The 25055-nt window shown below is 63.7% G+C and carries 21 protein-coding genes; 6 read left to right on the forward strand and 15 right to left on the reverse strand.

Going from position 1 to position 25055, the window contains the following annotated elements:
• Nucleotides 1-215: 215 nt before the first annotated feature.
• From LB551_RS13610 to LB551_RS13625, 4 genes are read left to right on the forward strand one after another with little or no spacing between them, the layout of a single operon-like run.
• Complete coding sequence (locus LB551_RS13610; RefSeq protein ID WP_140497877.1) at nucleotides 216-1349, forward strand: aminomethyltransferase family protein; 1134 nt, start codon at nucleotides 216-218, stop codon at nucleotides 1347-1349.
• Between the two features lie 40 nt (nucleotides 1350-1389).
• Nucleotides 1390-1986, forward strand: coding sequence for a dimethylamine monooxygenase subunit DmmA family protein (locus LB551_RS13615; protein WP_224623427.1), 597 nt, complete (start codon nucleotides 1390-1392; stop codon nucleotides 1984-1986).
• Nucleotides 1983-2948 (forward strand): PDR/VanB family oxidoreductase, encoded by a 966-nt coding sequence (locus tag LB551_RS13620; protein ID WP_224659506.1) that lies wholly within the window; start codon nucleotides 1983-1985, stop codon nucleotides 2946-2948. The genes LB551_RS13615 and LB551_RS13620 overlap by 4 nt, the downstream gene beginning before the upstream one ends.
• A gap of 9 nt (nucleotides 2949-2957) precedes the next feature.
• The gene (locus LB551_RS13625; protein WP_224659507.1) at nucleotides 2958-3998 is read left to right on the forward strand and encodes a heme-dependent oxidative N-demethylase family protein; all 1041 of its coding nucleotides are present in this window, start codon (nucleotides 2958-2960) and stop codon (nucleotides 3996-3998) included.
• 254 nt (nucleotides 3999-4252) lie between these two features.
• Here the strand turns inward: LB551_RS13625 and LB551_RS13630 are convergent, their stop codons facing one another.
• Nucleotides 4253-4975, reverse strand: a complete 723-nt coding sequence (locus LB551_RS13630; RefSeq protein WP_140497887.1) for a helix-turn-helix domain-containing protein — start codon at nucleotides 4973-4975, stop codon at nucleotides 4253-4255.
• 261 nt (nucleotides 4976-5236) lie between these two features.
• Here LB551_RS13630 and LB551_RS13635 point away from each other — a divergent pair, with 261 nt between their 5' ends.
• Nucleotides 5237-6595 (forward strand): NAD(P)-binding domain-containing protein, encoded by a 1359-nt coding sequence (locus LB551_RS13635; RefSeq protein WP_140551126.1) that lies wholly within the window; start codon nucleotides 5237-5239, stop codon nucleotides 6593-6595.
• A gap of 7 nt (nucleotides 6596-6602) precedes the next feature.
• Here LB551_RS13635 and LB551_RS13640 read toward each other — a convergent pair whose 3' ends face one another.
• From LB551_RS13640 to LB551_RS13670, 7 genes are all read right to left on the reverse strand, one after another.
• On the reverse strand, nucleotides 6603-6980 hold the full coding sequence (locus tag LB551_RS13640) for a GFA family protein (protein WP_224659508.1): 378 nt from the start codon (nucleotides 6978-6980) through the stop codon (nucleotides 6603-6605).
• Between the two features lie 34 nt (nucleotides 6981-7014).
• On the reverse strand, nucleotides 7015-8997 hold the full coding sequence (locus LB551_RS13645; protein WP_224659509.1) for an ABC transporter permease: 1983 nt from the start codon (nucleotides 8995-8997) through the stop codon (nucleotides 7015-7017).
• The gene (locus tag LB551_RS13650; RefSeq protein WP_224659510.1) at nucleotides 8994-10079 is read right to left on the reverse strand and encodes a glycine betaine/L-proline ABC transporter ATP-binding protein; all 1086 of its coding nucleotides are present in this window, start codon (nucleotides 10077-10079) and stop codon (nucleotides 8994-8996) included. The genes LB551_RS13645 and LB551_RS13650 overlap by 4 nt, the downstream gene beginning before the upstream one ends.
• A 77-nt stretch (nucleotides 10080-10156) precedes the next feature.
• Nucleotides 10157-11131 carry an ABC transporter substrate-binding protein gene (locus LB551_RS13655; RefSeq protein ID WP_224659511.1) on the reverse strand — a complete coding sequence of 325 codons (975 nt, stop codon included), beginning with the start codon at nucleotides 11129-11131 and terminating at the stop codon, nucleotides 10157-10159.
• Between the two features lie 448 nt (nucleotides 11132-11579).
• On the reverse strand, nucleotides 11580-12344 hold the full coding sequence (locus LB551_RS13660) for an SDR family oxidoreductase (RefSeq protein WP_224659512.1): 765 nt from the start codon (nucleotides 12342-12344) through the stop codon (nucleotides 11580-11582).
• 79 nt (nucleotides 12345-12423) lie between these two features.
• Nucleotides 12424-13221 carry a DUF427 domain-containing protein gene (locus LB551_RS13665; protein WP_224659513.1) on the reverse strand — a complete coding sequence of 266 codons (798 nt, stop codon included), beginning with the start codon at nucleotides 13219-13221 and terminating at the stop codon, nucleotides 12424-12426.
• A gap of 247 nt (nucleotides 13222-13468) precedes the next feature.
• Complete coding sequence (locus tag LB551_RS13670) at nucleotides 13469-15124, reverse strand: ABC transporter substrate-binding protein (protein ID WP_224659514.1); 1656 nt, start codon at nucleotides 15122-15124, stop codon at nucleotides 13469-13471.
• Nucleotides 15125-15237: 113 nt separating this feature from the next.
• Here LB551_RS13670 and LB551_RS13675 point away from each other — a divergent pair, with 113 nt between their 5' ends.
• Nucleotides 15238-16140 carry a LysR family transcriptional regulator gene (locus LB551_RS13675; protein ID WP_224659515.1) on the forward strand — a complete coding sequence of 301 codons (903 nt, stop codon included), beginning with the start codon at nucleotides 15238-15240 and terminating at the stop codon, nucleotides 16138-16140.
• 22 nt (nucleotides 16141-16162) lie between these two features.
• Here LB551_RS13675 and LB551_RS13680 read toward each other — a convergent pair whose 3' ends face one another.
• From LB551_RS13680 to LB551_RS13710, 7 genes are all read right to left on the reverse strand, one after another.
• Nucleotides 16163-18214, reverse strand: a complete 2052-nt coding sequence (locus LB551_RS13680) for an ABC transporter ATP-binding protein (protein WP_224659516.1) — start codon at nucleotides 18212-18214, stop codon at nucleotides 16163-16165.
• Nucleotides 18207-19085, reverse strand: a complete 879-nt coding sequence (locus tag LB551_RS13685; RefSeq protein ID WP_224659517.1) for an ABC transporter permease — start codon at nucleotides 19083-19085, stop codon at nucleotides 18207-18209. Before LB551_RS13685 ends, LB551_RS13680 begins: the two co-directional genes overlap by 8 nt.
• The gene (locus tag LB551_RS13690) at nucleotides 19082-20035 is read right to left on the reverse strand and encodes an ABC transporter permease (RefSeq protein WP_224659711.1); all 954 of its coding nucleotides are present in this window, start codon (nucleotides 20033-20035) and stop codon (nucleotides 19082-19084) included. Before LB551_RS13690 ends, LB551_RS13685 begins: the two co-directional genes overlap by 4 nt.
• A 70-nt stretch (nucleotides 20036-20105) precedes the next feature.
• Nucleotides 20106-21770 carry an ABC transporter substrate-binding protein gene (locus tag LB551_RS13695; protein WP_224659518.1) on the reverse strand — a complete coding sequence of 555 codons (1665 nt, stop codon included), beginning with the start codon at nucleotides 21768-21770 and terminating at the stop codon, nucleotides 20106-20108.
• 233 nt (nucleotides 21771-22003) lie between these two features.
• Nucleotides 22004-23188, reverse strand: a complete 1185-nt coding sequence (locus tag LB551_RS13700) for a mandelate racemase/muconate lactonizing enzyme family protein (protein ID WP_224659519.1) — start codon at nucleotides 23186-23188, stop codon at nucleotides 22004-22006.
• Nucleotides 23185-24291, reverse strand: a complete 1107-nt coding sequence (locus LB551_RS13705) for a mandelate racemase/muconate lactonizing enzyme family protein (protein ID WP_224623397.1) — start codon at nucleotides 24289-24291, stop codon at nucleotides 23185-23187. The genes LB551_RS13700 and LB551_RS13705 overlap by 4 nt, the downstream gene beginning before the upstream one ends.
• Before the next feature lie 29 nt (nucleotides 24292-24320).
• The gene (locus tag LB551_RS13710) at nucleotides 24321-25013 is read right to left on the reverse strand and encodes a GntR family transcriptional regulator (RefSeq protein WP_224659520.1); all 693 of its coding nucleotides are present in this window, start codon (nucleotides 25011-25013) and stop codon (nucleotides 24321-24323) included.
• Nucleotides 25014-25055 lie beyond the last annotated feature (42 nt).

Raw genomic sequence — 25055 nt, forward strand, 5'->3', positions numbered from 1 at the left:
TTTTTTTCATAAATTCAGACCGAATTCTAAAATTGTCAAGACGAATTTACGCAGAGTTAACCGCCTTGTTCGGACGACGAATTTTGCCTGACAATGAAATTATTTGCTTTCAGGGGATTGCAGGCCTCCCGCGTTTGCGATCAATATTCGCTCAAAGCTCCAGCCCGCGCGCACAGGAGCAGGGAACATAATCAAAATATCGAACGGAGGATCGGATGACGGCATCCTGGAGATTTTCAACCCTGGCGGACCGCCATCGCGCGCTGGGTTCGAAACTCGAAGACTGGAGCGGCATGGGCACCGCCTGGACCTACGATAAGGATGCCGACGAGGAATACATCGCTATCCGAACCAAGGCCGGGCTGATGGATGTCTCGGGCCTGAAGAAGGTCCATATCACAGGCCCGCACGCCTCGCACCTCATCGATCTCGCCACCACGCGCGACGTCGAAAAGATCTATCCCGGCAAATCGGCCTATGCCTGCATGCTCAACGAGGCGGGAAAATTCACCGACGACTGCATCCTTTACCGCACCGGGCCGAATAGCTGGATGGTGGTGCATGGCTCGGGAACCGGCCATGAAGAGTTGCAGCGGGCGGCGATGGGCAGGGACGTGTCGCTGCGCTTCGACGACAATCTGCACGACCTCTCGCTGCAAGGGCCGGCGGCGGTCGACTATCTTGCCAGGCACGTGCCGGGCATCCGCGATCTCAATTATTTCCACCACATGCAGACGCAGCTCTTCGGTTTTCCGGTGATGATCTCGCGCACCGGCTATACCGGCGAGCGCGGCTATGAAATCTTCTGCCGCGGCCAGGATGCCGGCACGATCTGGGACAGGATCCTCGACGAGGGAAAGAGCGCCGGCATCATCCCGTGCCGCTTCACCACGCTCGACATGCTGCGCGTCGAGAGCTATCTCCTGTTCTATCCCTACGACAATTCGCAGAAATATCCGTTCGAGAATGAAGGCCCCGGCGACACGCTGTGGGAACTCGGCCTCGACTTCACCGTCAGCCCGGGCAAGACCGGCTTTCGCGGCGCCGAGGAGCACTACCGTCTCAAGGGCAAGGAGCGCTTCAAGATCTACGGCGTGTTGCTCGACGGCAAGGAGCCGGCCGACGAGGGCGCCCCGGTCTATCGCGATGGGAAGAAAGTCGGCGTCGTCACCTGCGCCATGTATTCGCCGCTGGTCGAGAAATCGATGGGCATCGCCCGCCTCGACGTCGACTGCGCCGTCAAGGACACAAGGCTCGAGATCCGCAACAGGAGCGGATCGATCAAGGCGACGGCACAGCCATTGCCGTTCGATGACCCCAAGAAGACCAAGCGCACGGCGAAAGGCTGAGGCATAGTCGAAGGCGAGGGTTCGAGGCACGAAGCAGAGAATGGCAGCCAAGTCGATCATCAGCCGGCCCGTCTACGGAACCTTGTCTCCGCAGCCCGGTAAGCACCATCTTTTCATCGCCGATGCCGAGGGTGCGCTCGCGATAGCGGACATGGCCAAGACGGCCCCGGACGGGTTCTTCGACGGTGCCGAGATCGTCTTCATTCCCGGGCCGGACGACAGGCATGTCGCCGCTCTCGAAGCGCTGAAACCGGCGCGCTTCCACCAGGCGCCGTCCTTCGCCAGCCTGCTGCCGCGGCTCAAACAGACGCTTGATAACGCGCATATGGGCCTGCGCCTCTATCTCGCCGGTACCGAAGGGCTGATCGGTCAGGCCATGCAGGTGGCGCTCGAAGCCGGCATCGACCACACCGCGATCCAGACCGAACATCGCGGCTCGCTGGCGCGCCGCGTGCAGTGCGTGCATTGCAAGGGCATCACCGAGAATGTAACGACGCAACCCGCCACCTGCTCGCATTGCGGCCTGCTGCTGCTGGTGCGCGACCACTATTCGCGGCGGCTGGCGGCGTTCCAGGGCGTCTGCATCAATGCCGAGGACCGCAGCGAAATTCCTCCGATCGAGGAGGTCTTCCGATGAGCACCGGCACCACCAAGCTCGACGTCATCGTCAGCGATGTCGTCCCCGTCAACGAGCTGGTCACCCGCTTTCATTTCCGCCGCCGTGACGGCGAGCTGTTGCCGACCTTTTCAGGCGGCGCCCATGTCGTGGTCGAGATGCGCGACGGCGACCGCACAAGGCTCAATCCCTATTCGCTGATGGGCTCGCCGCTCGACACGCGCGAATACACGATCTCGATACGCCGCGACGATGTCGGCCGGGGCGGCTCGCTGTTTATGCACCGGAGCGTCAGGCCCGGGCTGGAGATGGTGATCTCCTACCCCGTCAATCTGTTCTCGCTCGATCTCAGGGCGAAGAAACACTTGATGCTGGCCGGCGGCATCGGCATCACGCCCTTCATGGCCCAGACTGCGCAGCTGGCGGGCGAGGGCGGCAATTTCGAACTGCACTACACCTGCCGCACGGCTTCGCTCGGCACCTACGCCGATGTGCTGCGGGAGCGCTACGGCCGCCGGGTCCGGCTCTATCACGACGACCGTGGGGAGCGCGTCGATCTCGACCGGCTCCTGTCGTCGCAGCCGCTCGGCACGCATCTCTATGTCTGCGGTCCGGCTGGCATGATCGGCTGGGTGCGCGAGCGCGCCGCCGCGCTTGGCTGGCCGTCGGAAACCGTGCATTTCGAACATTTCGCGGCACCCCAGCCCGGCTTGCCCTTCGATGTGACGCTGGCCGTCAGCGGCAAGACGATCCGCGTCGGCGAGCAGCAGAGCCTGCTCGAGGCGATCGAGGCGGCCGGCGTCGATCCGCCCTATCTCTGCCGCGGCGGCGTCTGCGGCCAGTGCGAAACCAATGTCGTCTCGTCCAACGGCAAGTTCATCCACAACGATCACTGGCTGAGCGAGGAAGACCACCGTTCCGGCTGCAAGATCATGCCGTGCGTGTCGCGCTTCGAAGGCAAATCGCTGGTCTTGGAAAGATAGGAGGCGAGCTTGGGCATCACCTTTCGCAAGGAAACGTTCCGCGACGACTTCACCTTCAGGAACAGCCCTGAGCATATCAGGCGCTTCCCGTTCCCGTTCCACGAAGACAGCTACATGTACGCCGTCAACATCGAGCCGCATGTCGTCGGTCCGAAGGGCAGCGTGCTGGAAAACCTGATCGACGTCGACGAGCACTATGTCGCCGAGATGCAGGACCGCGCTCTGGTGCTGGCCGAGGATCCGTTGCGCTGCCAGTCGCTGCCGCACATGACGCTCGCCGGCTGGGACCTGCTCGAACTTCTGATGGAGCAGCAGGCGCTGGGCTATCCCGAGCATTTCACGCTGACCCGCGACGGCGATCGCTGGCGCTGGATCAACCGGCCGCTCGGCATCGACGACACCTTCACATTCGGCGACACCTCGACGCTGCCTTACGGGCCGATGGAATACATCACCCGCCAGAGCCAGGGCGATTTCTGCATCCTCGACCAGCGCGACGGCAATCTTTGGATGGATGCCGGCATGGTCACCACCCAGGCCGACTGGTCGCTCGATTTCGATATCGGCATGAACTTCTTCGAGTGGCACGCGCCGGTGCCGCTGGCGCATGAGAAAGGGATTTTCGTCAGGGCGCTGAAGTTCCTCACCAACATCCAGCAGGGCAAGCCGGCGCGTCGCTTGAACTGGACCATGACCGTCAATCCGCGCCTCGACACCAGCCCGGAGAATTATCACAAATGGGGCCCGGACCGGGCGACGGCCACACCGGAGAATGTCGGCGACAAGGTGCATCTGCGCGTCGAGTTGCAGAGCTTCTGGCGCCTGCCGCGTTCCAACGCCATCGTCTTCCCGATCCGCTGCTACCTGATCAAGATGGACGAGCTGGTGACGCAACCGAAATGGGCGCGCCGCCTGCACCGCGTCATCCGCGACCTGCCCGAGGAGCTTGCCACCTACAAGGGGCTCACCCGCTACCGGCCGACGCTGGTGGAATGGCTGTCGAAGCTGGATGACGGGAGTGCGACGAGCCCCGGATTCGGGCCGGACTGAATTTGTCCCGCCGATGTTGGCGCTGCCTCTCAAGCTGCCGATCTCCCCCCAAGAGGGGGAGATGCCCGGCAGGGCAGAGGGGGGCGCGAAGGAACGCAAACCTTGCCCATCCACGGCGAAAAACCACCAATGATACCAGGGGCGCAGCTACGATTGATTGATAATTCGGCGGGACAACGCCCCCCTCTGTCCCGTCGGACATCTCCCCCACAAGGGGGGAGATTAGCAGCCGCTACGACGGCGCAAACAGTGCCTCACCCCGCGCTCTGCGGATAGCAGATGATCGACAAATAGCGCATCGGCAGTTTCGTCAGCTGTTCCGGCCCGTGCGGGGCGTCGGCGTCGAAGAACAGGCTGTCGCCGGGCTTCATCGGATAGAGATTGCTGCCGTGTCGGTAAACGACCTCGCCCTCGAGCATGTAGAGAAACTCCATGCCCTCGTGCTGGAAGGTCGGGAACACGTCCGAATCCTCGGTCAGCGTGATCAGGTAGGGCTCGACGACGACGCCGCTGGTGTTTGAGCCGATATGGCCAAGCAGATTGTACTGGTGGCCGGCGCGCGTGCCGCGGCGCTCGACGTCCAGGCCTTCGCCGGCCTTGACGAAAACGGCGCTGCGCTCCTCCTCGAAGCGGCGGAAGAAGGCGGTGACGGGAACCCCCAGCGCCCGCGAAAGTGCCTGCAAGGTGGTCAGCGACGGCGAGGTGATGCCATTCTCGATCTTCGACAGCATGCCCAACGAAATGTCGGTGGCGACCGCCAGATCCGCGACGGTGATGCCGAGCTTCTTGCGGAACGCGCGCACCTCGCGGCCGATCGCGACTTCCAGCACCTTTTCACGCGTGTCGCGGATGGCGTGCGGGTTCTGGGTCAGCGGCGCCCGGATGGTCTTCCCGTCCACCGAGACCTTTGGCAGCGGCTTTGCCTTTGCGCCGCCGGCTCCAGCACCGGCCTTTGGATTTGAAGCGTTTTTCGCCATGTCGCCCCCCGGACTTCGCGGATTTATTTCACTCAAGGTGAACATGTTCGGTGGCGATACATGAGCGCAGCCGCGTCGGCAAGCCGTCTTATGTCGCATGCGCCGATCCCGCGATTTCGGCCAATGCGGGTTCTTCGCCAGGAATCCGCCTTGTGCGCACGCCGTTCCCGCAGATGGCTGTTGACAGTGCCGAAGGGCCAATTACTGTCACTGGCAGTGAAATTTGTTTCGCTGGGGAAATCAAAAAATGGAGGCCCGGAAATGAACACTCGCGTTGCCGTCATCGGGGCCGGACCGTCCGGCCTGGCACAGCTCAGGGCCTTCAAGTCGGCGGCCGACAAAGGGGCAGACATTCCCGAGATCGTCTGCTTCGAAAAGCAGTCCGACTGGGGCGGCCTGTGGAACTACACATGGCGCACCGGCCTCGACGAACATGGCGATCCGGTGCACGGCTCGATGTACCGCTACCTCTGGTCGAACGGGCCGAAGGAATGCCTGGAATTCGCCGACTATACGTTCGAGGAACATTTCGGCCGGCCGATCGGCTCCTATCCCCCGCGCGCCGTGCTGTGGGACTACATCAAGGGCCGCGTCGAAAAGTCGGGCGTGCGCAAATGGGTGCGCTTCAACAGTCCGGTGCGAATGGTGACCTTCTCGGACCAGACGAAGAAATTCACCGTCACCGCGCATGACCGCACCAACGACGTCACCTATTCGGAAGAGTTCGACAATGTCGTCGTTGCGTCCGGGCATTTCTCGGTGCCAAACGTTCCCTATTTCGAGGGGTTCTCGACCTTCAACGGCCGCATCCTGCACAGCCACGATTTCCGTGACGCGATGGAATTCAAGGGCAAGGACATCCTGATCATCGGCCGCTCCTATTCGGCCGAGGACATCGGCTCGCAATGCTACAAATACGGCGCGAAGTCGATCACCTCCAGCTATCGCTCCAAGCCGATGGGTTTCAAATGGCCTGAGAACTGGAAAGAGGTGCCGCTGCTGCAGAAGGTCGTCGGCAAGACCGCGCATTTCAAGGACGGCAGCACCAAGGATGTCGACGCCATCATCCTGTGCACCGGCTATCTCCATTCTTTCCCGTTCCTCACCGACGACCTGAAGCTCAAGACCGCCAACCGCATGTGGCCGCTGGACCTCTATGAAGGCGTCGTTTGGGAGAAGAACCCGAAGCTTTTCTACATCGGCATGCAGGACCAGTTCTACACCTTCAACATGTTCGATGCGCAGGCCTGGTATGCGCGCGACGTCATCATGGGCCGCATCAAGCTGCCGTCCGCGCAGGCGATGGCCGAGCACGGCGCCAGATGGCGGGCGCGCGAGGAGACGCTGGAAGACGCCGAGCAGATGATCTGGTTCCAGGGCGACTACACCAAGGAACTGATGGACCAGACCGACTATCCCGGCTTCGACGTCGAGGCGGTCAACCAGACCTTCATGGAATGGGAGCATCACAAGGTGGAAGACATTATGAGCTTCCGCGACCATTCCTACCGTTCGCTGATGACCGGCACCATGGCGCCGCTGCACCATACGCCGTGGCTGCAGGCGCTGGACGATTCGATGGAGAGCTATCTGGAAGTGAAGGGCGTCGCTGCGGAGTAGCTTGCCGTCAGGCCGGCAACACGACCCAGTCGTGGCGGCTTTCGCCATAGACGGCTTGTGTCGGCGCCGGGAAGGACGGATCGGCGAAACAGCCGACCGCCACAGCGACCGCCTCCGGTTTGCGCGACGGATACCAGAACACCGTCGAGCCACAGTTTCCGCAGAAGTGGAAAGTGACGGGAAAGCCGCTGTCGGAATTGCGCCGGAATGTCTGGGATGAGCCGTCGATGTCGATCGCCTCGGCATCGAAGAAAGCCGCTATCCCAAACGGACTGCCGGTGCGCCGCTGGCAGTCCAGGCAGTGGCAAAGCGATATTTTGGCCGGCTGTTGCGGACAACGGATCTGCAATTGGCCACAGGTGCAGCGGGCAATCCTGCTGGTCATGTCTTCCTCCCTTGATGGTTTCGCGGCTTGAGCTTTAACCCAGCCTCGCCCGTGCCTTGGCCGTCCAGGCATTGAACAGCCGGTCGGCGACGATGCCGATGAAGGCGATGGCGAGGCCCGCCACGATGCCGCGGCCGGAATCGGCCTTTGACAGCGCGATGAACACCTCCTGGCCGAGATCACGGGTGCCGACCATGGCGCAGATGATGATCATCGCCAACGCCATCAGGATGGTCTGGTTGACGCCCAGCATGATCTCGGGCAGCGCGAGCGGCAATTGCACGCGAAAGAAAGTCTGGCGCGGCGTGCAGCCCGAAACCTTGGCCGCCTCGATCAGTGCCGGAGGCACTTGCCTGATACCGTGATTGGTGTAGCGGATCGCCGGCACCACGGCGAAGGCTATCGTTGCGATCATCGCGGTGACGTCGCCGACGCGGAACAGCATCACCACCGGAATGATGAAGCAGAAGGACGGCAGCACCTGCAGCGTATCGATGACAGGCGTGACCGTCTTCTCGAAGCGGTCGCTGCGCGCGGCCATCAGGCCGATGGGAATACCGATCAGGCAAGCGATGAAGGCCGAGATGCCGCAGAGATAGACCGTCGCCATGGTCTTCTCCCACAGCCCGGTGACGGCGCAGAAGGCGGTCAGCGCTGCCACCAGAGCGGCAAGGCGCAAGCCGGAAAGCTGATAGCCGGCAAGGCCGAGCAAGAACACCGCGCCTAGCCACGGAAAGCCTTCGCAGAAGGCGCGCACCGGGTTCAGCACGTTGAGGATCAGCGCCACGCGGAACGCCTCGATCGTGTCGAAGAAATTGATCGTCACCCAATTCACCGCCGCTTTCCACAATGGCGCGGTGGTGAAGGTGATCGCCTTCGGCACCGCCGCGAAGGCAGGCACGAAGAGGCCAAGCAGCGTGGTGACGATCAGGATGGCGACGGCCAGCGTCAGGTTGGGATAGCGCCGCCAGAAGGCGGGTAGGACTTGCCGGTGGACGTGACCTTTTGCATGGTTGGCGGCGATGGCTTGGCTCAGCCGGTCGAGCGCGATGGCCAGCGCCACGATGGCCAGCCCCGCTTCCATGGCTTCGCCGACCTTCAGTGCACGCAGCGCCAGCAGCACGTCATAGCCCAGCCCGCCGGCGCCGATCATCGAGGCGATGATCACCATGTTCAGCGCCAGCATGATCACCTGGTTGACCCCGACCATCAGCGTCGGCCGCGCCGACGGCAACAGCACGCGCCACAGTTTCTGCCGCGCCGTGCAGCCGGCCATCTCGCCGAAATCGTCGATCTCGGACGGCACCCGCGACAGGCCGAGCATCGTTGCCCGCACCATTGGCGGCGTGGCGAAGATGGCGGTGGCGATCATCGCCGAAACCGGGCTGTTGCCGAACAGGAGCAGCATCGGGATGAGATACGCGAAGGTCGGGATGGTCTGCATCAGATCGAGGGCAGGGGAGACCACCAGCCGCTCTGCCCAGGGTTTCCGCCAGGCCCAGATGCCGACGAACAATCCCGTGGCGATGCAGAATGGCACGGCGATGGAAATCAGCGCCAAGGTCAGCATGGCGCTGGTCCATTGGCCGAACAGCGCGACGTAGAGAAAACAGCCGCCGACCAGCATCCCGAGCCTGCGACCGCCGGCGGCATGCCCGGCGACAAAGGCCGCCGCGCAGACGCCGATCCAGGACAGGCGCGGCAGCACATAGGCGTCGGCGCCGTGGCCGATCTTGAAATTCTTGGCCAGAAGGTTGAGCGCGAAATCGAGCGGCACGCCGAGCACCGCCGTGATCGAGCGCGTCAGCCATGACAGGTTCGATTTGATCCAGCGCATCAGCGCGCTGACCCAGTCCGCGGCCGGCACGATCGCCTCTGCCGGATAATTGACGGCCCAGGGGAGACTGTCCTGGAGCAGGAACACTACTAGCACCACGGCAAGCGCTGCGGCCCAGACCAGCAGCCAGGTCTGCGCCGGCTGCGGCCTCGTCCCGCTGGCGCTTGCCGTTACTGTCATGCACCGGCTCCTGACCGCTCGATGCCGGCAAGCAGGTCGATCACCGCTTGCGGCGTCACCTCACCGATCGGCTTGCCGCTGCCGTTGACCACGGCGAAAGGCCTGCCGGCCGCCACGATGCTAGCGGAGAAGCTGGCAATCTTGGCCTCCGGCGCCACCGTGCCGCCATGCTCGGCGCCGTCGCAGGCGCGCATCAGGCTCTTCGCCGAGATCACTTTGGCGCGGTCGACGTCGCGGGTGAACTCGGCGACATAGTCGGTCGCCGGGTCGACCACCAGTTCCTCCGGCGTGCCGATCTGGATGACTTCGCCATCCTTCATGATGGCGATGCGGTCGGCCAGGCGGATCGCCTCGTCGAAATCATGAGTGATGAAGACGATGGTCTTGTGCAGCATGGTCTGCAACCGCATCAGCTCGTCCTGCATCTCGCGGCGGATCAGCGGATCGAGCGCCGAGAACGGCTCGTCGAGGAACCAGATCTCCGGCTTGGTCGCCAGACTGCGGGCGATGCCGACACGCTGCTGCTGGCCGCCGGACAGCTCGCGCGGATAGAAATGCTCGCGCCCGCGCAGGCCGACGAGCTCGATCACGTCGCGGGCGCGTGCTTCGCGCGTCGCACGGTCCTGTCCCTGGATGCTGAGCGGAAAGGCGATGTTGTCCAGCACGTTGAGATGCGGCAGCAGCGCGAAATTCTGGAACACCATGCCCATGCGGTGGCGCCTGAGTTCGATGAGCGCGGCATCGGAGATCTTGAGCAGGTCCTTGCCCTCGAACTCGACCTTGCCGTGCGTCGGCTCGACCAGCCGCGACATGCAGCGCACCAGGGTCGACTTGCCCGACCCCGAGAGCCCCATGATGGTGAAGACTTCGCCCTGGCGGATTTCGATATCGACGCCGCGTACCGCCCCGACCAGTCCGGCAGCGGCGACATCGGCCATGCTGGCCATGCCGTCGCGCTCGCGGATGAAGCTGGCTGCGTTCGAACCGAACAGTTTCCAGACATTGCGGCAAGCCAGCTTTATCGGGCGGGCATCCTTTGTCGCGCCCGCAACGATCGGTCCTTGTTCAGTCTTGTCAGGCATTCAAGCGTCCTTCTGGAATATCGACGATTGAGGCCCGGCCCGATCGACGGCCGGGTCTCATTCTCCAGTCGGAGCGATCACTGTGCCCAGGCTTTCCAGTCGGCTTCGTGGGCGGCGATCCAGGCGGCGGCGACGTCCTCCGGCGTCTTGCCGCCGAGGTCGATTTCACCGCTCATCTTGTTGAGCTCGTCGGTGTCGATCGTGTAGGCCTTGGCCACCTTGTAGGCGACAGGCCATTTGTCCTTCATGCCGTTCCAGGCATATTTCCAGATCTCGCCATGCGGCTTGCCGCAGTCATATTTGGCATCGGGATTTGTGCCCCATTTCGGATCGGTGTAGCAGTCGGGCGTATATTCGGGGAATTCGACCCATTCGCCCTTGTATTTGGCCGGCGCCCAATGCGGCGAATAGATCCACAGCATGATCGGCGCCTTGCGCTGATAGGCCGAATCCAGCTCCGCGAACATCGCCGCGTCGGTGCCGGCGTGGATGACGGTGAACGGCAATTTGAGTGCCTCGACACGCTCGTCGTCAAAACCCTCCCAGGTCACGGGGCCGCCGAGATAACGGCCCTTGGGTGCCGTCTCGGGCGTCGAAAAGGCCTCGGCGCATTTCGCATCCTTCAGCGCTTCCCAATTGGGCAGGCCGGGGCATTTCTCCTTCATATATTCGGGGAACCACCACTCTTCCTTGGCCTTGGGGCCGAGTTTGCCGAGGCGCTCGGTCTGGCCGGTGGCATCGGAAGCCTTCATCGCCTCGCCGGCGGTCGTGTCCCAGAATTCCAGGCCGACATCGAGGTCGCCATTGGTGAGACCGGTGGTCAGGCTGGAGAGGTAATCGGCGGTCGGATATTCGACGGTGTAGCCGAGCTTTTCGAGAATGCCGCCGAGAATCTTGGCGTTGAGATTGACGCTGGTCCAGTCGAACAGCGCGATCTTGATGGGATCGTTGGATTCAGGGGCTGCGGCGTGGACGGAAAGCGTTGGCAGGCTTAGTGCCGCGAGCGCGGCGGCGCCCATGGACAGTTTAGAAACTCTGCTCCGAAATGACATGCTTGTTCTCCTTCAAGCTGTGACGGTTATCGTTTCGTTCCCTTCTTGCGTCTTTCTGCCCTTGTTGGGTTTTTTCTTGATTGTGTTGGAAAGACCTGCCCTTGCGCAAGGCCGTTTCCGCCATCGCGCGGCCAAAACCGGCGCAGGCGGGATTGTGCAGAGTTTTTGATTTGCGGAAACGGTGCTGAGAGGATCGGCGTCATAGCTGCCGACGGATCGCTGCGACAGCGATCGCCTGCGGGTCGATTGCCAGCCTTATGGCGCCCTGCAAAATGCGAGCCATCAGGGTCCCCTGACCTCGGCTATCGGCCCGGCAAGCCCCATCGCCGGGACGGTTTCATGGGATGAAATTATATATACCAACGTTCATCGCGCGCAACGACTAAGGCTTGCTGGATAAATATTCGGACCGCAGGCGAGGTCGCACCCACCCACCGGCCGAGCCACCTTACCAGCAGACATAGCCGCCATCGACGATCAGGTCGAGGCCGGTGACGAAGCTCGACGCGCGGCTGGCCAGGAACACGGTCGGCCCAACCATTTCCTCGGGCGCCGCCATGCGGCCCATCGGCGTGTCGCGCTTGAAGATCTTGATCTCTTCCGCCACCTCCGGGCGCTTGTTCATCGGCGTCAGCGTGTAGCCCGGGCTGACCACATTGACGCGCAGGCCGCGGTCGGCCCACTCCATGGCGAGGCTCTTCGACATGTGGATGACCGCGGCCTTCGAGGAATTGTAATGCGCCTGCGTCAGCCCGCGATTGACGATGGTGCCCGACATCGAGGCGATGTTGACGATCGAGCCCTTGCGCCGCGCCAGCATCTTGCGCGCTTCGGCCTGGCAGGACAGGAACACGCCGGCGACATTGACCTCGTGCACCTTCCGCCACGTCTCCAGGGCCATCGTCTCGGCCGGCTCCGATCCGGCGATCCCGGCATTGTTGACGGCAATCGTCAGCGCGCCGAGTTCGCTCTCGACGCGATCTGTTGCCGCCGCGAGATCGCTCTCGGACGTCACCGTGCCCGTCAGCACCAGCGCCTTGCGTCCAAGCACGGTGATACGCTGTGCGGTCTCCTCCAGTCCGCCCTTCGATGCATGGCCGAAACAGGCGACGTCTGCGCCGGCCTGCGCCAATCCGATCGCGATTGCCTGGCCGATGCCGCTGCCGGCACCGGTAACCAGCGCGACATCGCCGTCCAGCTTGAAAAGATCCATCGATACCCTCCCTGCTTCGGGGAGGGTATGCGCTGTCCCGCGTTCCGATCAAGCCTTCAGCGCGGGCATGGCGACACGGCTAGAAATAGCCGTCGGAGGCGGCCGTGGCTTCTTTCGGGATCTCGACGCCGTCGACCAGGATCTTGTCGACCAGTTCGTGATGGAAGCAGACCAGACCCTTGATGCGCTCCGCCTCATGCACCGGCTCGGGATAGTACCAGACGAGGTTCTCGTGGCGTTTCTTGCCCGTCGTCACGTGATAGTAGTTGGAGATGCCCTTGTAGGGGCAGCGCGAGATGTAGCGGCTGGGCGCGAACATATCGAGCCGCGTGTCGGAGATCGGCAGATAATGGCGTACTGGATGGCCGGTCTCGAACAGGAACACGCCGCGCCGTGAATCGGCGACCTGCTCGCCGTCCAGGATCACCTGCACCCGCCGTGTGGACGGCAGGCAATCGACCCGTCGGAACGGGTCGCGGGCGTGGACGAAGATCTCCTCGTCCTCCTCATACCAGTGCGTCATCTTGGGCCAGTAGAAGGACATATAGTCCTCGATGGGCGGACAACCCTTGACGGGGTCGAGATAGCGCCAGGCGGCATCCTCGACCAGCGTGATGCCGGTGTTGAGCGAGTAGTGCGTGGCGACGCCTTTGAACGGATCCTCCGTCGTCGTCCTGCTCGGCAGCAGGAACTCCTCGCGCACGTCGCTCATTGGGAAGTAGTAGACCGGCAGGTGATCGGATTCGTAGAACACCAGCCCCCTGGTCGTGTCGGCGACGATCATCGATCCCACCTGCACGCGCAGCCGCTTCTGCATCGGCATGATGAAGGCGACGTAGCCGGGCTCGAACTCATACTGCACGATCGTGTCGAGCAAGGGAAAATGCGGCCCGCGGCCGCGCAAATGAGGCTTGCGAATGGTAGTCTCCCGTTTCTTTTCTTTTGTCATCGAGTGTTGGGGCAAAGCGAGATGAACCTGGGATTGAGTCGTCGTATCGGAGTGGGTTTCCGGGCGGCGGGCTTCTCCTGAGTCGGGCGGCTCGGACGATTGCCCCCCCTCGCCCTTCGCAGACCCGCTGGCGGATAGCCTCGCCGCCCGAAAGCAGAAATTGTCCATCCAGCCTCTATCCCAGCGACACCCGGTCGAGCAGCAGGCCGGCGGCGATCGGCGGCAGCCCGCTGACATTCTTGCGCACCGGCACCAGGAGGTCGGGGAAATAGCTGAAGATGACAGGCGTCTCGTCAAGCAGCAGCTTCTGGATGTCGGACGCCGCCGCCCGCTGCGCGCCGATGTCGAGCGCCTTGAGATAGGAAGTGACCATGCCGTCATAGGCCGGGCTCTTGAAATGCGCCGCATTCCACGGACCGTCGCTGACCAGCGGGCTTTTCAGGAACACGTTCGGCACGCTGCGATGGGCGTAGTCGGTGATGCCGAGCGGGCTGTCCAGCCAGTCCGATTGACCGAACACCGCCTTGCCATAATATTTGTCCTGGTCCTCGATGTTGAGCGAGACGCGCGCGCCGATCTCCTTGGCGAAGTTCTGGAACAACTGCGCGTAGCCGGGAATATCGGAATAGCGCAACGTCGTCAGCGTGATGTCGAAGCCGCTGCCGAGGCCCGCCGCTTCCATAAGCTGCTTGGCCTTGGCGATGTCCTGGGAGCGCTGCGGCACCGACTTATCGGTTGCGGGAAAGGCCGGCGCGAACGGGCTGTCATTGCCGGTCGCCGCCATCCCGCGGCACAGCCCATCCACCAGCTTGGAACGGTCGATGCACAGCGCCAGTGCCTGGCGCACGCGCTTGTCGGTGAAAGGCGCCATGTCGCAGCGCATGTGAAGCTGGCGGTGCGCGGTCGAGGCGACACGCAGCACGGTGATGTCGGGGCTGTTCAGCACCACCTGGCTGACATCGAGCGGAACGGCGTCGAGTATGTCCACTTCGCCGGCCTGCAGCGCCAGGATGCGCGGCTGCACATCGCCGTAGAATTTGAACTCGAGCCGGTCGGGCAGCGCCTTCTCGCCCCAATAATCGGGGTTGCGGATGAAGGTCGCGCCGACTTTCGGCGTGTAGGTCTCCAGCCGGAACGGGCCGGTGCCTTCAAAGGTCTTCTCGTAATCGCCCTTGTAGCTCGCCGGCAGGATGACGGCATTGTAGTTGTCGATCGACACCGAATAGGGAAAGCTGCCGTTCGGCACGTCGAGATGGAAGGCGACGGTGTGGTCGTCGACCTTGCGGGTGCCGCCCTTCGACAGCAGCCCCTTGAACACCGAAAGCGCGTTCGAGGCCCCGTCCGGGTCGGCCAGCCGGTCGAAGGTCGCGACGACGTCGTCGGCCTTGAAATCCTCGCCATTGTGGAATTTCACGCCCTTGCGCAGCTTGAACGTCCAGACGCTGCCGTCCTCGTTCGGCGACCAGCTTTCCGCCAGCACAGGCTTCAGCGTGAGGTCCGGCTGTGTGACGCAGAGGAACTCGGCGGTCTGGAAAACCAGCTGGTAGCTGCCGCTGTCGTAATAGGTCACGGGATCGATGGCGCCGCCGGGCGTCGCCACGCCGGCGCGCACCGTACCGCCCGGCTTGCCTTCGGCGCGGGCCTTTTGCGTGCCGAGGCCGGCAGCGGCGACAAGGCTGCCCAGGAACGGCAGCGAAAGGCCGAGAACGCTGCCATGGCGCAGGAAATCGCGCCGGTCGAGCCGGCCGGCCAGTAATTCGTCGACAGCGGAATTTTCGATTGCAGTCAGATTCCGGCGGGCGATGTCGATCCTCTCGAAATGCTTCGGCATGGCTGCAATCCTCGCTTGTCTTGGGGCAGGCCATCTAGTTCATCGTTGACCGCGACCGGAAAGCGATATTTTTTGATAGGGGCCATCGGAATTCTCGATGCGGGAGCGAAGGGATGGACACCGAAAACCTGCGCAGTTTCCTGGAGATTGCCGAGCATGGCAGCTTCACCGTCGCGGCCAATCGGCTGAACCTTGCCCAGTCCACCGTCAGTGCGCGGATAAGGGTGCTGGAGGAGCAGTTGGGGCGACGGCTTTTCGTCCGCGACCGCGATGGCATCACGCTGACGCCGGCCGGCCGGCAGTTCCTGCCGCATGCGTCCGCAATTACCCGCACCTGGGAGCAATCGAGGCAGGACATCGCCGTTCCCGATGGCTACGAAGCACTGCTGCGGCTGACCGCGCCCGCCTATCTGTGGGAGCGCATCACCTCGCCATGGGTCGAATGGATGCGCGCCGAGCGGCCGAACGTGGCGTTGCGGCTCGAGGGCAGTTTTCCCGATCTGGCGATCGACCAACTGGCCGAAGGCCTGCTCGACATCTGCATCCTCTATCTGCCGCGGCCGCATCCCGGCATCGTTTACGAAACGCTGGCCGTCGATCAGGTGGTGCTTGTCCAGCATGCCGCGCAGACGAAGCCGTGGACCGAGAACTACATAATGATGGACTGGGGGCTCGAATTCCGCATCGAGCATGATCGGGCGTTTGCCGGCATGGTCAAGCCGGCCATTTCGGCCGGCCTGGTCTTCATCGGGTTGCAGCATGTGCTGTCGCAGCACGCCGCCGCCTATCTGCCGCTCAGCGCCGTCAGCGGCCATATCGAGCGCGGCGAAATGAAACGCGTCGCGAACACGCCCGTGTTCCAGCGGCCGATCTATCTTGCCTATCCCAGCAATCCGGCGTCGTCGGACGTGCTCGACGTGGCCTTGGCGGGATTGCGGGCGCTGACGAGAGATTGGGCCGGCGAGCAGGGCTTTGCCGAGGGCGACCGGTCCTTCAGCATGGCCGGCCATCTGTGAAGGGCAGGGGCCGCATTTTCAGCTACGCCGGCTGGGTATCGACCGCTACCGGCCTCTGCAGCCTGGCGAGTTCCGCGTAGGGAATATGGCAGCGGATCGAGTGTCCTGGGCGCGCCTCGGCCAGCGGCGGTTCCTGCTGTTCGCAGATCGGGCCGATCTTGCGCGGGCAGCGCGTGTGGAACACGCACCCCGAGGGCGGGTTGGTGGCGCTGGGGATTTCGCCGTCGAGACGGATGCGTGCCGTTTCGGTCTGGTCGAGCCTGGGCACGGCCGACAGCAGCGCTTCGGTGTAGGGGTGATGCGGGCCGGAGAAAACCTCTTCCGACGGCCCAAGCTCCATGATGCGGCCGAGATAGAGGACGGCAATCTTGTCGGAGAGGTAGCGCACCACGCCAAGGTCATGCGAGATGAAGATGTAGCTGACGTCTTCCTTCGCTTGCAGATCGGCGAGCAGGTTGAGGATCGCCGCCTGCACCGACACGTCGAGTGCGGAGGTCGGCTCGTCGCACACGACGATGCGTGGATCGCCGGCGAAGGCACGCGCTATGGCAACGCGCTGTTTCAGTCCGCCCGACAACTGGCGCGGCTTCACGGCCAGATGCCGGTCGGTCAGCCGCACCGAGCGGACGAGGTCGTCGAGGCGCGCCTCCAGCGCCTTGCCGCTCAAGCCTGCCAGCCGCTTCAGCGCGCGGCCGATCAGATGCCTTATCGAATGCGAGCGGTTGAGTGCGGAGTCCGGATTCTGGAAGACGATCTGCATCGCCTTGACCTGGTCGTCGCTGCGGTCCCCAAGCCGCGGCGCCAGCGCCTTGCCCTCGAGCTCGATGCTGCCGCCGTCGTCGGGCGGCACGAGGCCGAGCAGCAGCCTGGCGAAAGTAGTCTTGCCGCTGCCGGATTCGCCGACCAGCCCGAGCGTTTCGCCCGGCCTGAGATCGAGCGACACGTCCTTCACCGCGCGCAGCGAATGGCCATGGCTGGCAAAGGTCTTGTTCAGTCCGGCGACCCGCAATACCGGCGCGGCCGCGGCTTTCGGGGCGGCGGGCGCGTCGATGGGCGTCGCGCGCGGCAGGGATTGCGCCTGCTCGTGATAGTGGCAGCGCGACAGCCGGCCGCCCAGCTCGTAGAGCGGCGGCAACTCGTTGCGGCAGCGGTCGGTAGCGAGAGCGCAGCGGTCGGCGAAGGGGCAACCCTTGATGTCGGCCCCGATGCCGGGCAAAAAACCCGGGATGGTGTCGAGGCGGCCCTGGTCCTTGCGCTGGCCCCCGCGCGGCAGGCAGCGCAGCAGCGCCACCGTATAGGGGTGGCGGGGATCGTTGAAGACGGCCTGCGTCGGTCCTTCCTCGACCAGCATGCCGGCATAGAGCACGCCGACGCGGTCGCACATCTTGGAGACGACGGCGAGATTGTGGCTGATGAACAGGATCGAGGCCGACAGTTCTTGCCGCAGCTGCGCGATCAGGTCGAGCACCTCGGCTTCGACCGTCGCGTCGAGGCCGGTCGTCGGCTCATCCAGGATCAGCATCGAGGGATCGTTGGCCAGCGCCATGGCGATCGCCACGCGCTGCTGCATGCCGCCGGAAAGCTGGTGCGGATAGCGCTGCATGACGCTGGCCGGATCGGAGATCCGCACCCGGTTCAGCATGGCAATTGCGCGATCCTCGGCTGCCTGCCCCATTGTGCCGCCAAGCTCGAAGATTTCGGTCAGCTGGCGGCCGATGCGGATCGACGGGTTCAGCGCCTTGCCGGGGTCCTGGTAGACCATGGAGACGCTTTCGGCCCGCGCCCGCCTGAGCGCCTCGGCATCGAGTTTCATGACGTCCTGGCCGTCGAGGAAGATCGCGCCGCCTGATATCGAACCGTTTCTAGGGAGGTAGCGTACGACGGAAAGGGCGACCGTGGATTTGCCGCAGCCGGATTCGCCGACCAGCCCATAGGCCTCGCCCTGGCCGATGGTGAGGCTGAGATTGCGCAGCACCGCCCGGTTGCGGCCCGAAACACGATAGGCGACCGACAGGTCGTTGAGGTCGAGTGCGTTCTGGGTCTTCGCCTTCCGGGCCTTGGCGGGTTCAGTCATTGAACGCTCCATGCACACCGTCGGCCGCCAGGTTGACGCCGATTACCAGCGAGGCGATGGCGAGTGCGTCGAACAGCACGGTCCACCAGAAGCCGCCGCCGATCATGCCGTAATTGCTGGAGATGCTTAAGCCCCAGTCCGGCGATGGCGGCTGGATGCCGAAGCCCATGAAGGAGAGCGTGGCGACCGCGAAGATGGCGTAGCCCAGCCGCACCGTGGTTTCGACCAGGATCGGCGGGATGACGTTGGGCAGGATCTCGACGAACATCGTATGCAGCGCGCTTTCATGCCTGAGCTGGGCGGCGGCGACATAGTCGAGTTCGCGTTCGGCCAGCACCGCCGAGCGCACGGTGCGCGCGATGATCGGCGCGAAGCTCAGCCCGATGACCACGATGACAGTGGTCTTGGACGTGCCGAGCGCCACGATGGCGAGCAGCGCCACGATCACCACCGGGATTGCCATGAAGGCTTCCAGGATGCGGCTGATGACGTCGTCGACGATGCCGCGGAAGTAACCGGTGAGCAGCCCGAGCGCCGTGCCGGCCACCGTCGCCAGCAACGTCGCCAGCGGCGCGACGGTCAGGATGTCGCGCGAGCCGACGATGACGCGCGAGAAGACGTCGCGGCCGATCTGGTCGGTGCCGAACCAGTGTTCGGCCGAAGGCGGCGCCAGCGCGTTGATGATGTCGTCGGCAAGCGGATCGTAGGGCGCGAAATGTTCGCCGAACAGCGCGCAGGCGACCCAGAACAGCACGATGGTGATGCCGACGAGGAAGGTGCCGGAGCGAAGCAGCGAGGACAAAACCTCCGCCACCGGGCTGCGCTGGCGTGTGTCGTCCTGCCTGGCGGGACTGGTCTGGACGGCGCTCATTGTTCTGACCCCAGTCGGATGCGTGGATTGAGCACGGAATAGAGGAAGTCGGCCACAAGGGTGGCCACGGCATAGACGATGCCGATGGTCAGGATGCCCGATTCCAGCATCGGGAAATCCTTGCCGCGCGCAGCGGTGAAGATCAGCGAGCCGATACCCTGGTAGCGGAACAGCGTCTCGATCACCACGAGGCCGCCGATGAGATAGCCGGTCTGGGTGGCGATCACGGTGATGGTCGGCAGCAGCGCATTGCGCATCACATGGCGCCAGATCACCGTGCGCCAAGGCAGGCCCTTGAGCACCGCGGTTCGCGTATAGTCGGAATCGAGCGCCTCGATCATGCCCGAGCGCGCCATGCGCGCGATATAGCCGAACAGCACCAGGAACAGCGGCAGCGCCGGCAGGATCAGGTAGTAAAGCTGCGTGAAGAACCCGGCATCACGCGGCCATGCCGCCGAGATCGGCAGCCAGCGCAGCCAGACGCCGAAGATCAGGATAAGGATGATGCCGGTGACGAACTCCGGCAGCACCGTCACCGACAGGCCGCCAAGGCTGATGATGCGGTCGAGCGGCCGGTTGAGATTGAGGGCTGCGACGACGCCGCCAAGGATTCCGATCGGCACCACCAGCACGAAGGCGACCGCCGCCAGCTTCATCGAATTTCCCAGCGCATCGATGACGAAGGGGGCGACCGGCGAGCGGAAGATGTAGGACGTGCCCATGTCGCCCTGGACGAAGTTTGAAATCCAGCTCCAGTACTGGGCAAGCAGTGGCCGGTCGACGCCGAGCGAATGGTTGAGCGCATCGACGGCGCGCTGGTCGGCGAACGGCCCCAATATGGCGCGCCCGACATTGCCGGGCAGCACCTGCCCGCCCAGGAAGACCATGATGCTGAGCAGGAACAGCGTGACGAGCGAAAGCGAGACGCGCCGGACAAGGAAGGAGAGAATGGCTAACACTCCCTGAGTAGCCAGCTCCCGTCAGGAAGCTGGCTGTTATAGGATTGGCTTTCCCTTCCGCTCAGGCCTTCGACGCCTTTTCCAGGAACAGCTGCGACATCGCGGTCGGCTGCACGCCGGCCACGCCCTTCGCCGTCGCCGTCAGATAGTCGTAGAAATAGCCGAAGATGACCGGCGTCTCCTCGAGCAGAAGCTTCTGGATCTTGCCTGCCGTCGCCTTCTGCGCTTCGAGATCGAGGGCCGCGATATAGCTGGTCGCCAGCGCGTCGTAGTCCTTGTTCTTGAAGTGCGCCGCGTTCCATGTGCCTTCGCTCTTCAGCGGGGCGGCAAGATAGACGTTCGGCACGCCGCGGTGGCCGTAGTCGGTGATGCCCATTTCCGAGTCCAGCCAGTTCGATTTGCCGAACACGGCGTCGCCGTAATAGGCGCTCTGGTCGAGGATGTTGAGCTCGAGCTCGATGCCGATTTCCTTGACCCAGTTCTGGATGAGCTGGGCGTATTCGGGGATTTCGAGATAGCGCTCGGTGGTCAGCGTCATCTTGAAGCCCTTGCCGGCGCCCGCCGCTTCCATGAGCTGCTTGGCCTGCGCGATGTCCTGCTTGCGCTGCGGCACGCTCGCATCGGTCGAGGGATAGACCGGGGCGAACGGGCTGTCGTTGCCAGCCACGGCGCGCCCCTTCATCAGGCCCGCGACCAGCTTGTCGCGGTCCAGGCTGAGCGCGATGGCGCGGCGCACGCGCGCATCCTTCATCGGCCCGTCGTCGCAGCGCAGGTGCAGTTGCTGGTGCGCCGACGATTTCAGGCTGATGATGTCGATGTTCGGGTCGTTGAGCAGCGCCACGCCGGACAGGACAGGCATCTGGTTGATGATGTCGACCTGCCCGCCTTGCAGCGCCAGGATCATTGGCTGCATGTCGGCGAAGAAGGTGAATTCGGTGCGTTCCGGCAGCGCCTTCTCGCCCCAGTAGTCCTCGTTGCGGACGAAGGAAGCGCCGACCTTCGGCGTGTATTTGTCGATCTTGAACGGCCCGGTGCCGTCGAAGCTCTTTTCATAGTCGCCCTTGTAGCTCGCCGGCACGATGACGGCGTTGTAATTGTCTGATGACACCATGTAGGGAAAGTTGCCGTTCGGGGCGTCGAGGTGGAATTCCACCGTGTAGTCGTCGACCTTCTTGCTGGCGCCCTTCGACAGGATGCCGGTGAACACCGACAGTGCGTTGGACGAGTTGGCCGGGTCGGCGATACGGTCGATGCTGGCCACCACGTCGTCGGCCTTCATCTCGCCGCCTGAGTGGAATTTCACGCCCTTGCGCAGCTTGAAAGTCCACACCGAGCCGTTGTCGTTCGGCTTCCAGCTTTCAGCCAGCGCCGGCTTGAGCACGAGATCTGGGCCGTCGACGCAGAGGAACTCCGCGACTTGCTGCATGATCAGCAGGCCGCCGGCATCGGCGATCGTGACAGGGTCGATCGTCGCCGCCGGCACGCTGCTTGCGACGCGGATCGTGGCGCCTGGCGCGCCTTGCGCCCGGGCGGGCGACGGCATGGCACCGAGGCCCGCGGCCGTGGTGATGCCGCCCAGCAGCGGCAGAGACAGGCCGAGCAGGCTGCCATGGCGGATGAAGTCGCGGCGGCTGACACGGCCGTCGACGAGACCGTCGATGAGATGATTTTCGAGCGGCGAGCGATTGCGCCGGATGAGATCGAGAATGCGATAATTCTTGCTCATGGGTTTGACCCTTTCCCCTGTTTCTTATGGTTGACGAAAATTCGCGACTACACCGTTTCCGGTCGCCAGAGGCCTGTAGACCGGGACTGTAGCACGCGGTTTTGTCCGGTCCATCCAGTCCTTGGCGTGGATGTGCCGGATTCTGGGCTGCACTGCTTCCTCTGGTCCGTGGCCACCCTTTCCGATCGGGATCGCGGCGGCTGGCTTCTTCTGTTTTGGCCGGCCGCCCTCATCTAGTTCAGCGGCAAACGACGGTAAGTTCCGGGCTTTGCCGGATCGTGATATTTGTCGCAGGGGCCGTTCTCGGCGAAGTCGCGATGGCAGGCAGCGAGCCGTTCTCGCGACAATGTGATGCCGAGACCGGCCCCCTCCGGGACGCGCACGACATTGTTCCTCGGGCAAAACGGTCCCTCTTCGGTTATGTCCGTCGGTTGCATGCGAAACAGCGACTGGTTCGGCTCCCGCATCCAGCCGAGCGCGGCGCACAGATGCAGGTAGGCGGCGCTGCCGATGCCGCTGTCGCCGCTGTAGCACCAGAAATCGATGCCGGCGTGCTCGCAGGCGCCGACGAAGCGCAGCATGCGGCCGATGCCGCCATGCGCCGTCGGATTGCCGACGAAGGCGTCGGGCACCTTGAGGTCCATGGCGCGGGCGATGTCGATGTTGTGGGTCGAGAACGGGATCGAGCAATGGCGCCTGAGTTCGCGCATCTCCTCGATCGTCGCCACCGGATCCTCCCAATTGCGCACGCCAAGCTCTTCCAGCGGCCGCGCCAGTCGCCGGGCGGTGCTGAGCGAATAGGCCTGGTTGGAATCGATGCGGATCATCGCATCGTCGCCGAGCTTCCTGCGGATCAATTCGATCATCTTCAGCGAGATTTTTGGAGCCTGCGTCGAGAACTTCCCTTCGAAGAAGGTCGTTCCGTGCGTCTCATGAAGCTCGACGCAATAGTCGGCGACCTCCTCCGGCGTCGTCTCGCCTTTCACCCTTGGCCCGTCGCCGCGCAGCGAGAAATAGTCGGTGAATGGGATGTCCTTGCGCACGGCCCCGCCGAGCAATTGGTAGAGCGGCTGGTTCCACGCCTTGCCGCGCAGGTCCCAGAGCGCCATGTCGATCGCGCCGAAGGCCATGATGCGGGTGCGGTCGTTGATCGACTGCACGCCGGTCCAGTAGGGGAGGCAGACATGCTCGGCGCCGGCGATGTCAAAGGCGTCGCGGCCCACGAGCCGCGGTGCCAGGATGTCGTTGATGATCGCGGCTGCTGCCGGTGTCGGTGCTTCGCCGAGGCCGATCAGGCCATCTTCGGTCTCCACTTCGACAATGGTCGGCGAGAAGCCGTCGAGTTCACCGAACACCCAGGCATAAGGCGCCTCCAGCCTGAGGTTGATCGGCGTCGCCTTGATGCCGCGGATTTTCACCGGCCGACCTCGAAGAAGGGCTTGCCGAGAAGATCCGGGAGGACGTCGATGCCGAGGCCCGGACCATCCGGAACGCCCATGCGGCTGCCGGTGACCGGCGGCTTGTTCGACGCCGTGCGCACCGTCACCCATTCGTGGAAGGCGATGGCGTGCAGGCGGCGCTCCAGCGGCGTCGACAGCGACAGATGCGCCATGGCCGCAGTGTCGATCTCGGCGCCGCCAGTGTCCTCGACGGTGATCATGAAGCCGAGGTCTACGGCGACATCGCGGATCAGCCGGGTCCTGGTGACGCCGCCGAGCCGCGAGATCTTCAGCGTCAGCCCGTCGGCCGCGCCCCGGCGATGGATTTCCAGCATGTCCTCGAGCGAGGTGACGGATTCGTCGAGCACCATCGGCTTGTCGAGCATGCGGCGCACCGACATGGTTTCCTCGATCGTCGTGCAGGGTTGCTCGAATGTGTAATCAATCGAGCGCGTCGCATCGGCGAACTGGCGCGCCTGGTAGGGCGTCCAGCCGGCATTGGCGTCGCAGAAGATGACAGTGTCTTTCGGCACTGAGGCGGCGACCGCCGTGACGCGTTCGATGTCGTCGCGGACGTTGCCGCCGACCTTGACCTGCAGCCGTTGGAAGCCATCCTTGACGATGCGCTTCGCAAGCGCGGCCATGGCATCGACGCTGCCATGGGTGACGACCTTGTAGAGCTCGGCCGTATCGCTCTCCTTACCGCCCAGCATCGTCACCAGCGGCACGTCGGCGGCGCGCGCGGCGAGATCCCAACAGGCCATGTCGAGCGCCGACTTGATGTAGGGATGGCCCTTGAAGACGGTGTCCATCAGCCGGCCGATGCTGGCGAGGCCGCGTGGCTCCTGGCCGATGAGGTGCGGGGCGATCTCCATAACGCCGGCACGGGCGCCCGCCGGGAAGGCGGCCGAATAGAAATTGCCGAGCGGCGCCATCTCGCCCCAACCGGTGATGCCATCGTCCGAGGAGATGGCGACGATCACCGCGTCGAAGGCGTCGGCGACGCGCCCCTTTGACATGCGGTAGGGCCCGTCCACGAAGGGCTGCACGACATGGTAGGCTTTGATGGTTGCGATCTGCACGTTGATGTCCGTTATCCGCCGGGGAAGGATCAGGCGCCTTTCGACGGGCGCCGTTCGAGGGCGCGCGCGTAGGCAAGAAGCTCTTCGAAGTCGTGGTCTATATGCTCGCGGGCGTGGCGCTGGGCAGCGCGCATGTCGTCGCCCTTGAGCAGCCGCACGTAGGTCTCGTGAACGTCCTCGGCGGGCACGGCTTCGTCGCGTGCCTGCTGGTGCAGGGCGAAATACATCTGCAACCGGCTGGTCAGCCGCTGCCATGTTTCCAAAAGAACGGAATTGTCGGCCCATTCGTGAATCAGGCCATGCAGTTGCAGTGCGGTTTCGATCTGCCTTGTGGTGTCGCGGTCGCGCGTCGCCTGCTTCACCGCCTCATGGCGCCGGTCGAGCTCATCGAAAAAGCGCCGGTCGCGCAGCTCCCATGTCCGCTCGATGGCGAATTCGTCGAGCACCTTGTTGAGCGAGTAGACGTCGTCGATGTCCTTGGCGGTGACATTGATGACGAAGGTGCCGGCATAGGGAATGCTGGTCAGGATGCCTTCCTGCACCAGCTCGCGCATCGCTTCGCGCAAAGGCGCGCGGCTGACGCGCATCTGCTCGGAAATCCGCAGCTCGTTGAGCTTCTGGCCCGGCTCCAACTGGCCGGTCAGGATTGCCCGTCGCAGCAGCGCCACGATCTCCGCGCGTCGCGTCGTATCCGCGATTGGACTGAAGTCCGCCCTTGCCATCCGGCCACTCCCGACGAAACAAGGGCAAGACAAGCAGATTGT

Origin of the sequence: Mesorhizobium sp. BR1-1-2 (genome assembly GCF_020165435.1) — a bacterium.
GTDB lineage: Bacteria > Pseudomonadota > Alphaproteobacteria > Rhizobiales > Rhizobiaceae > Mesorhizobium.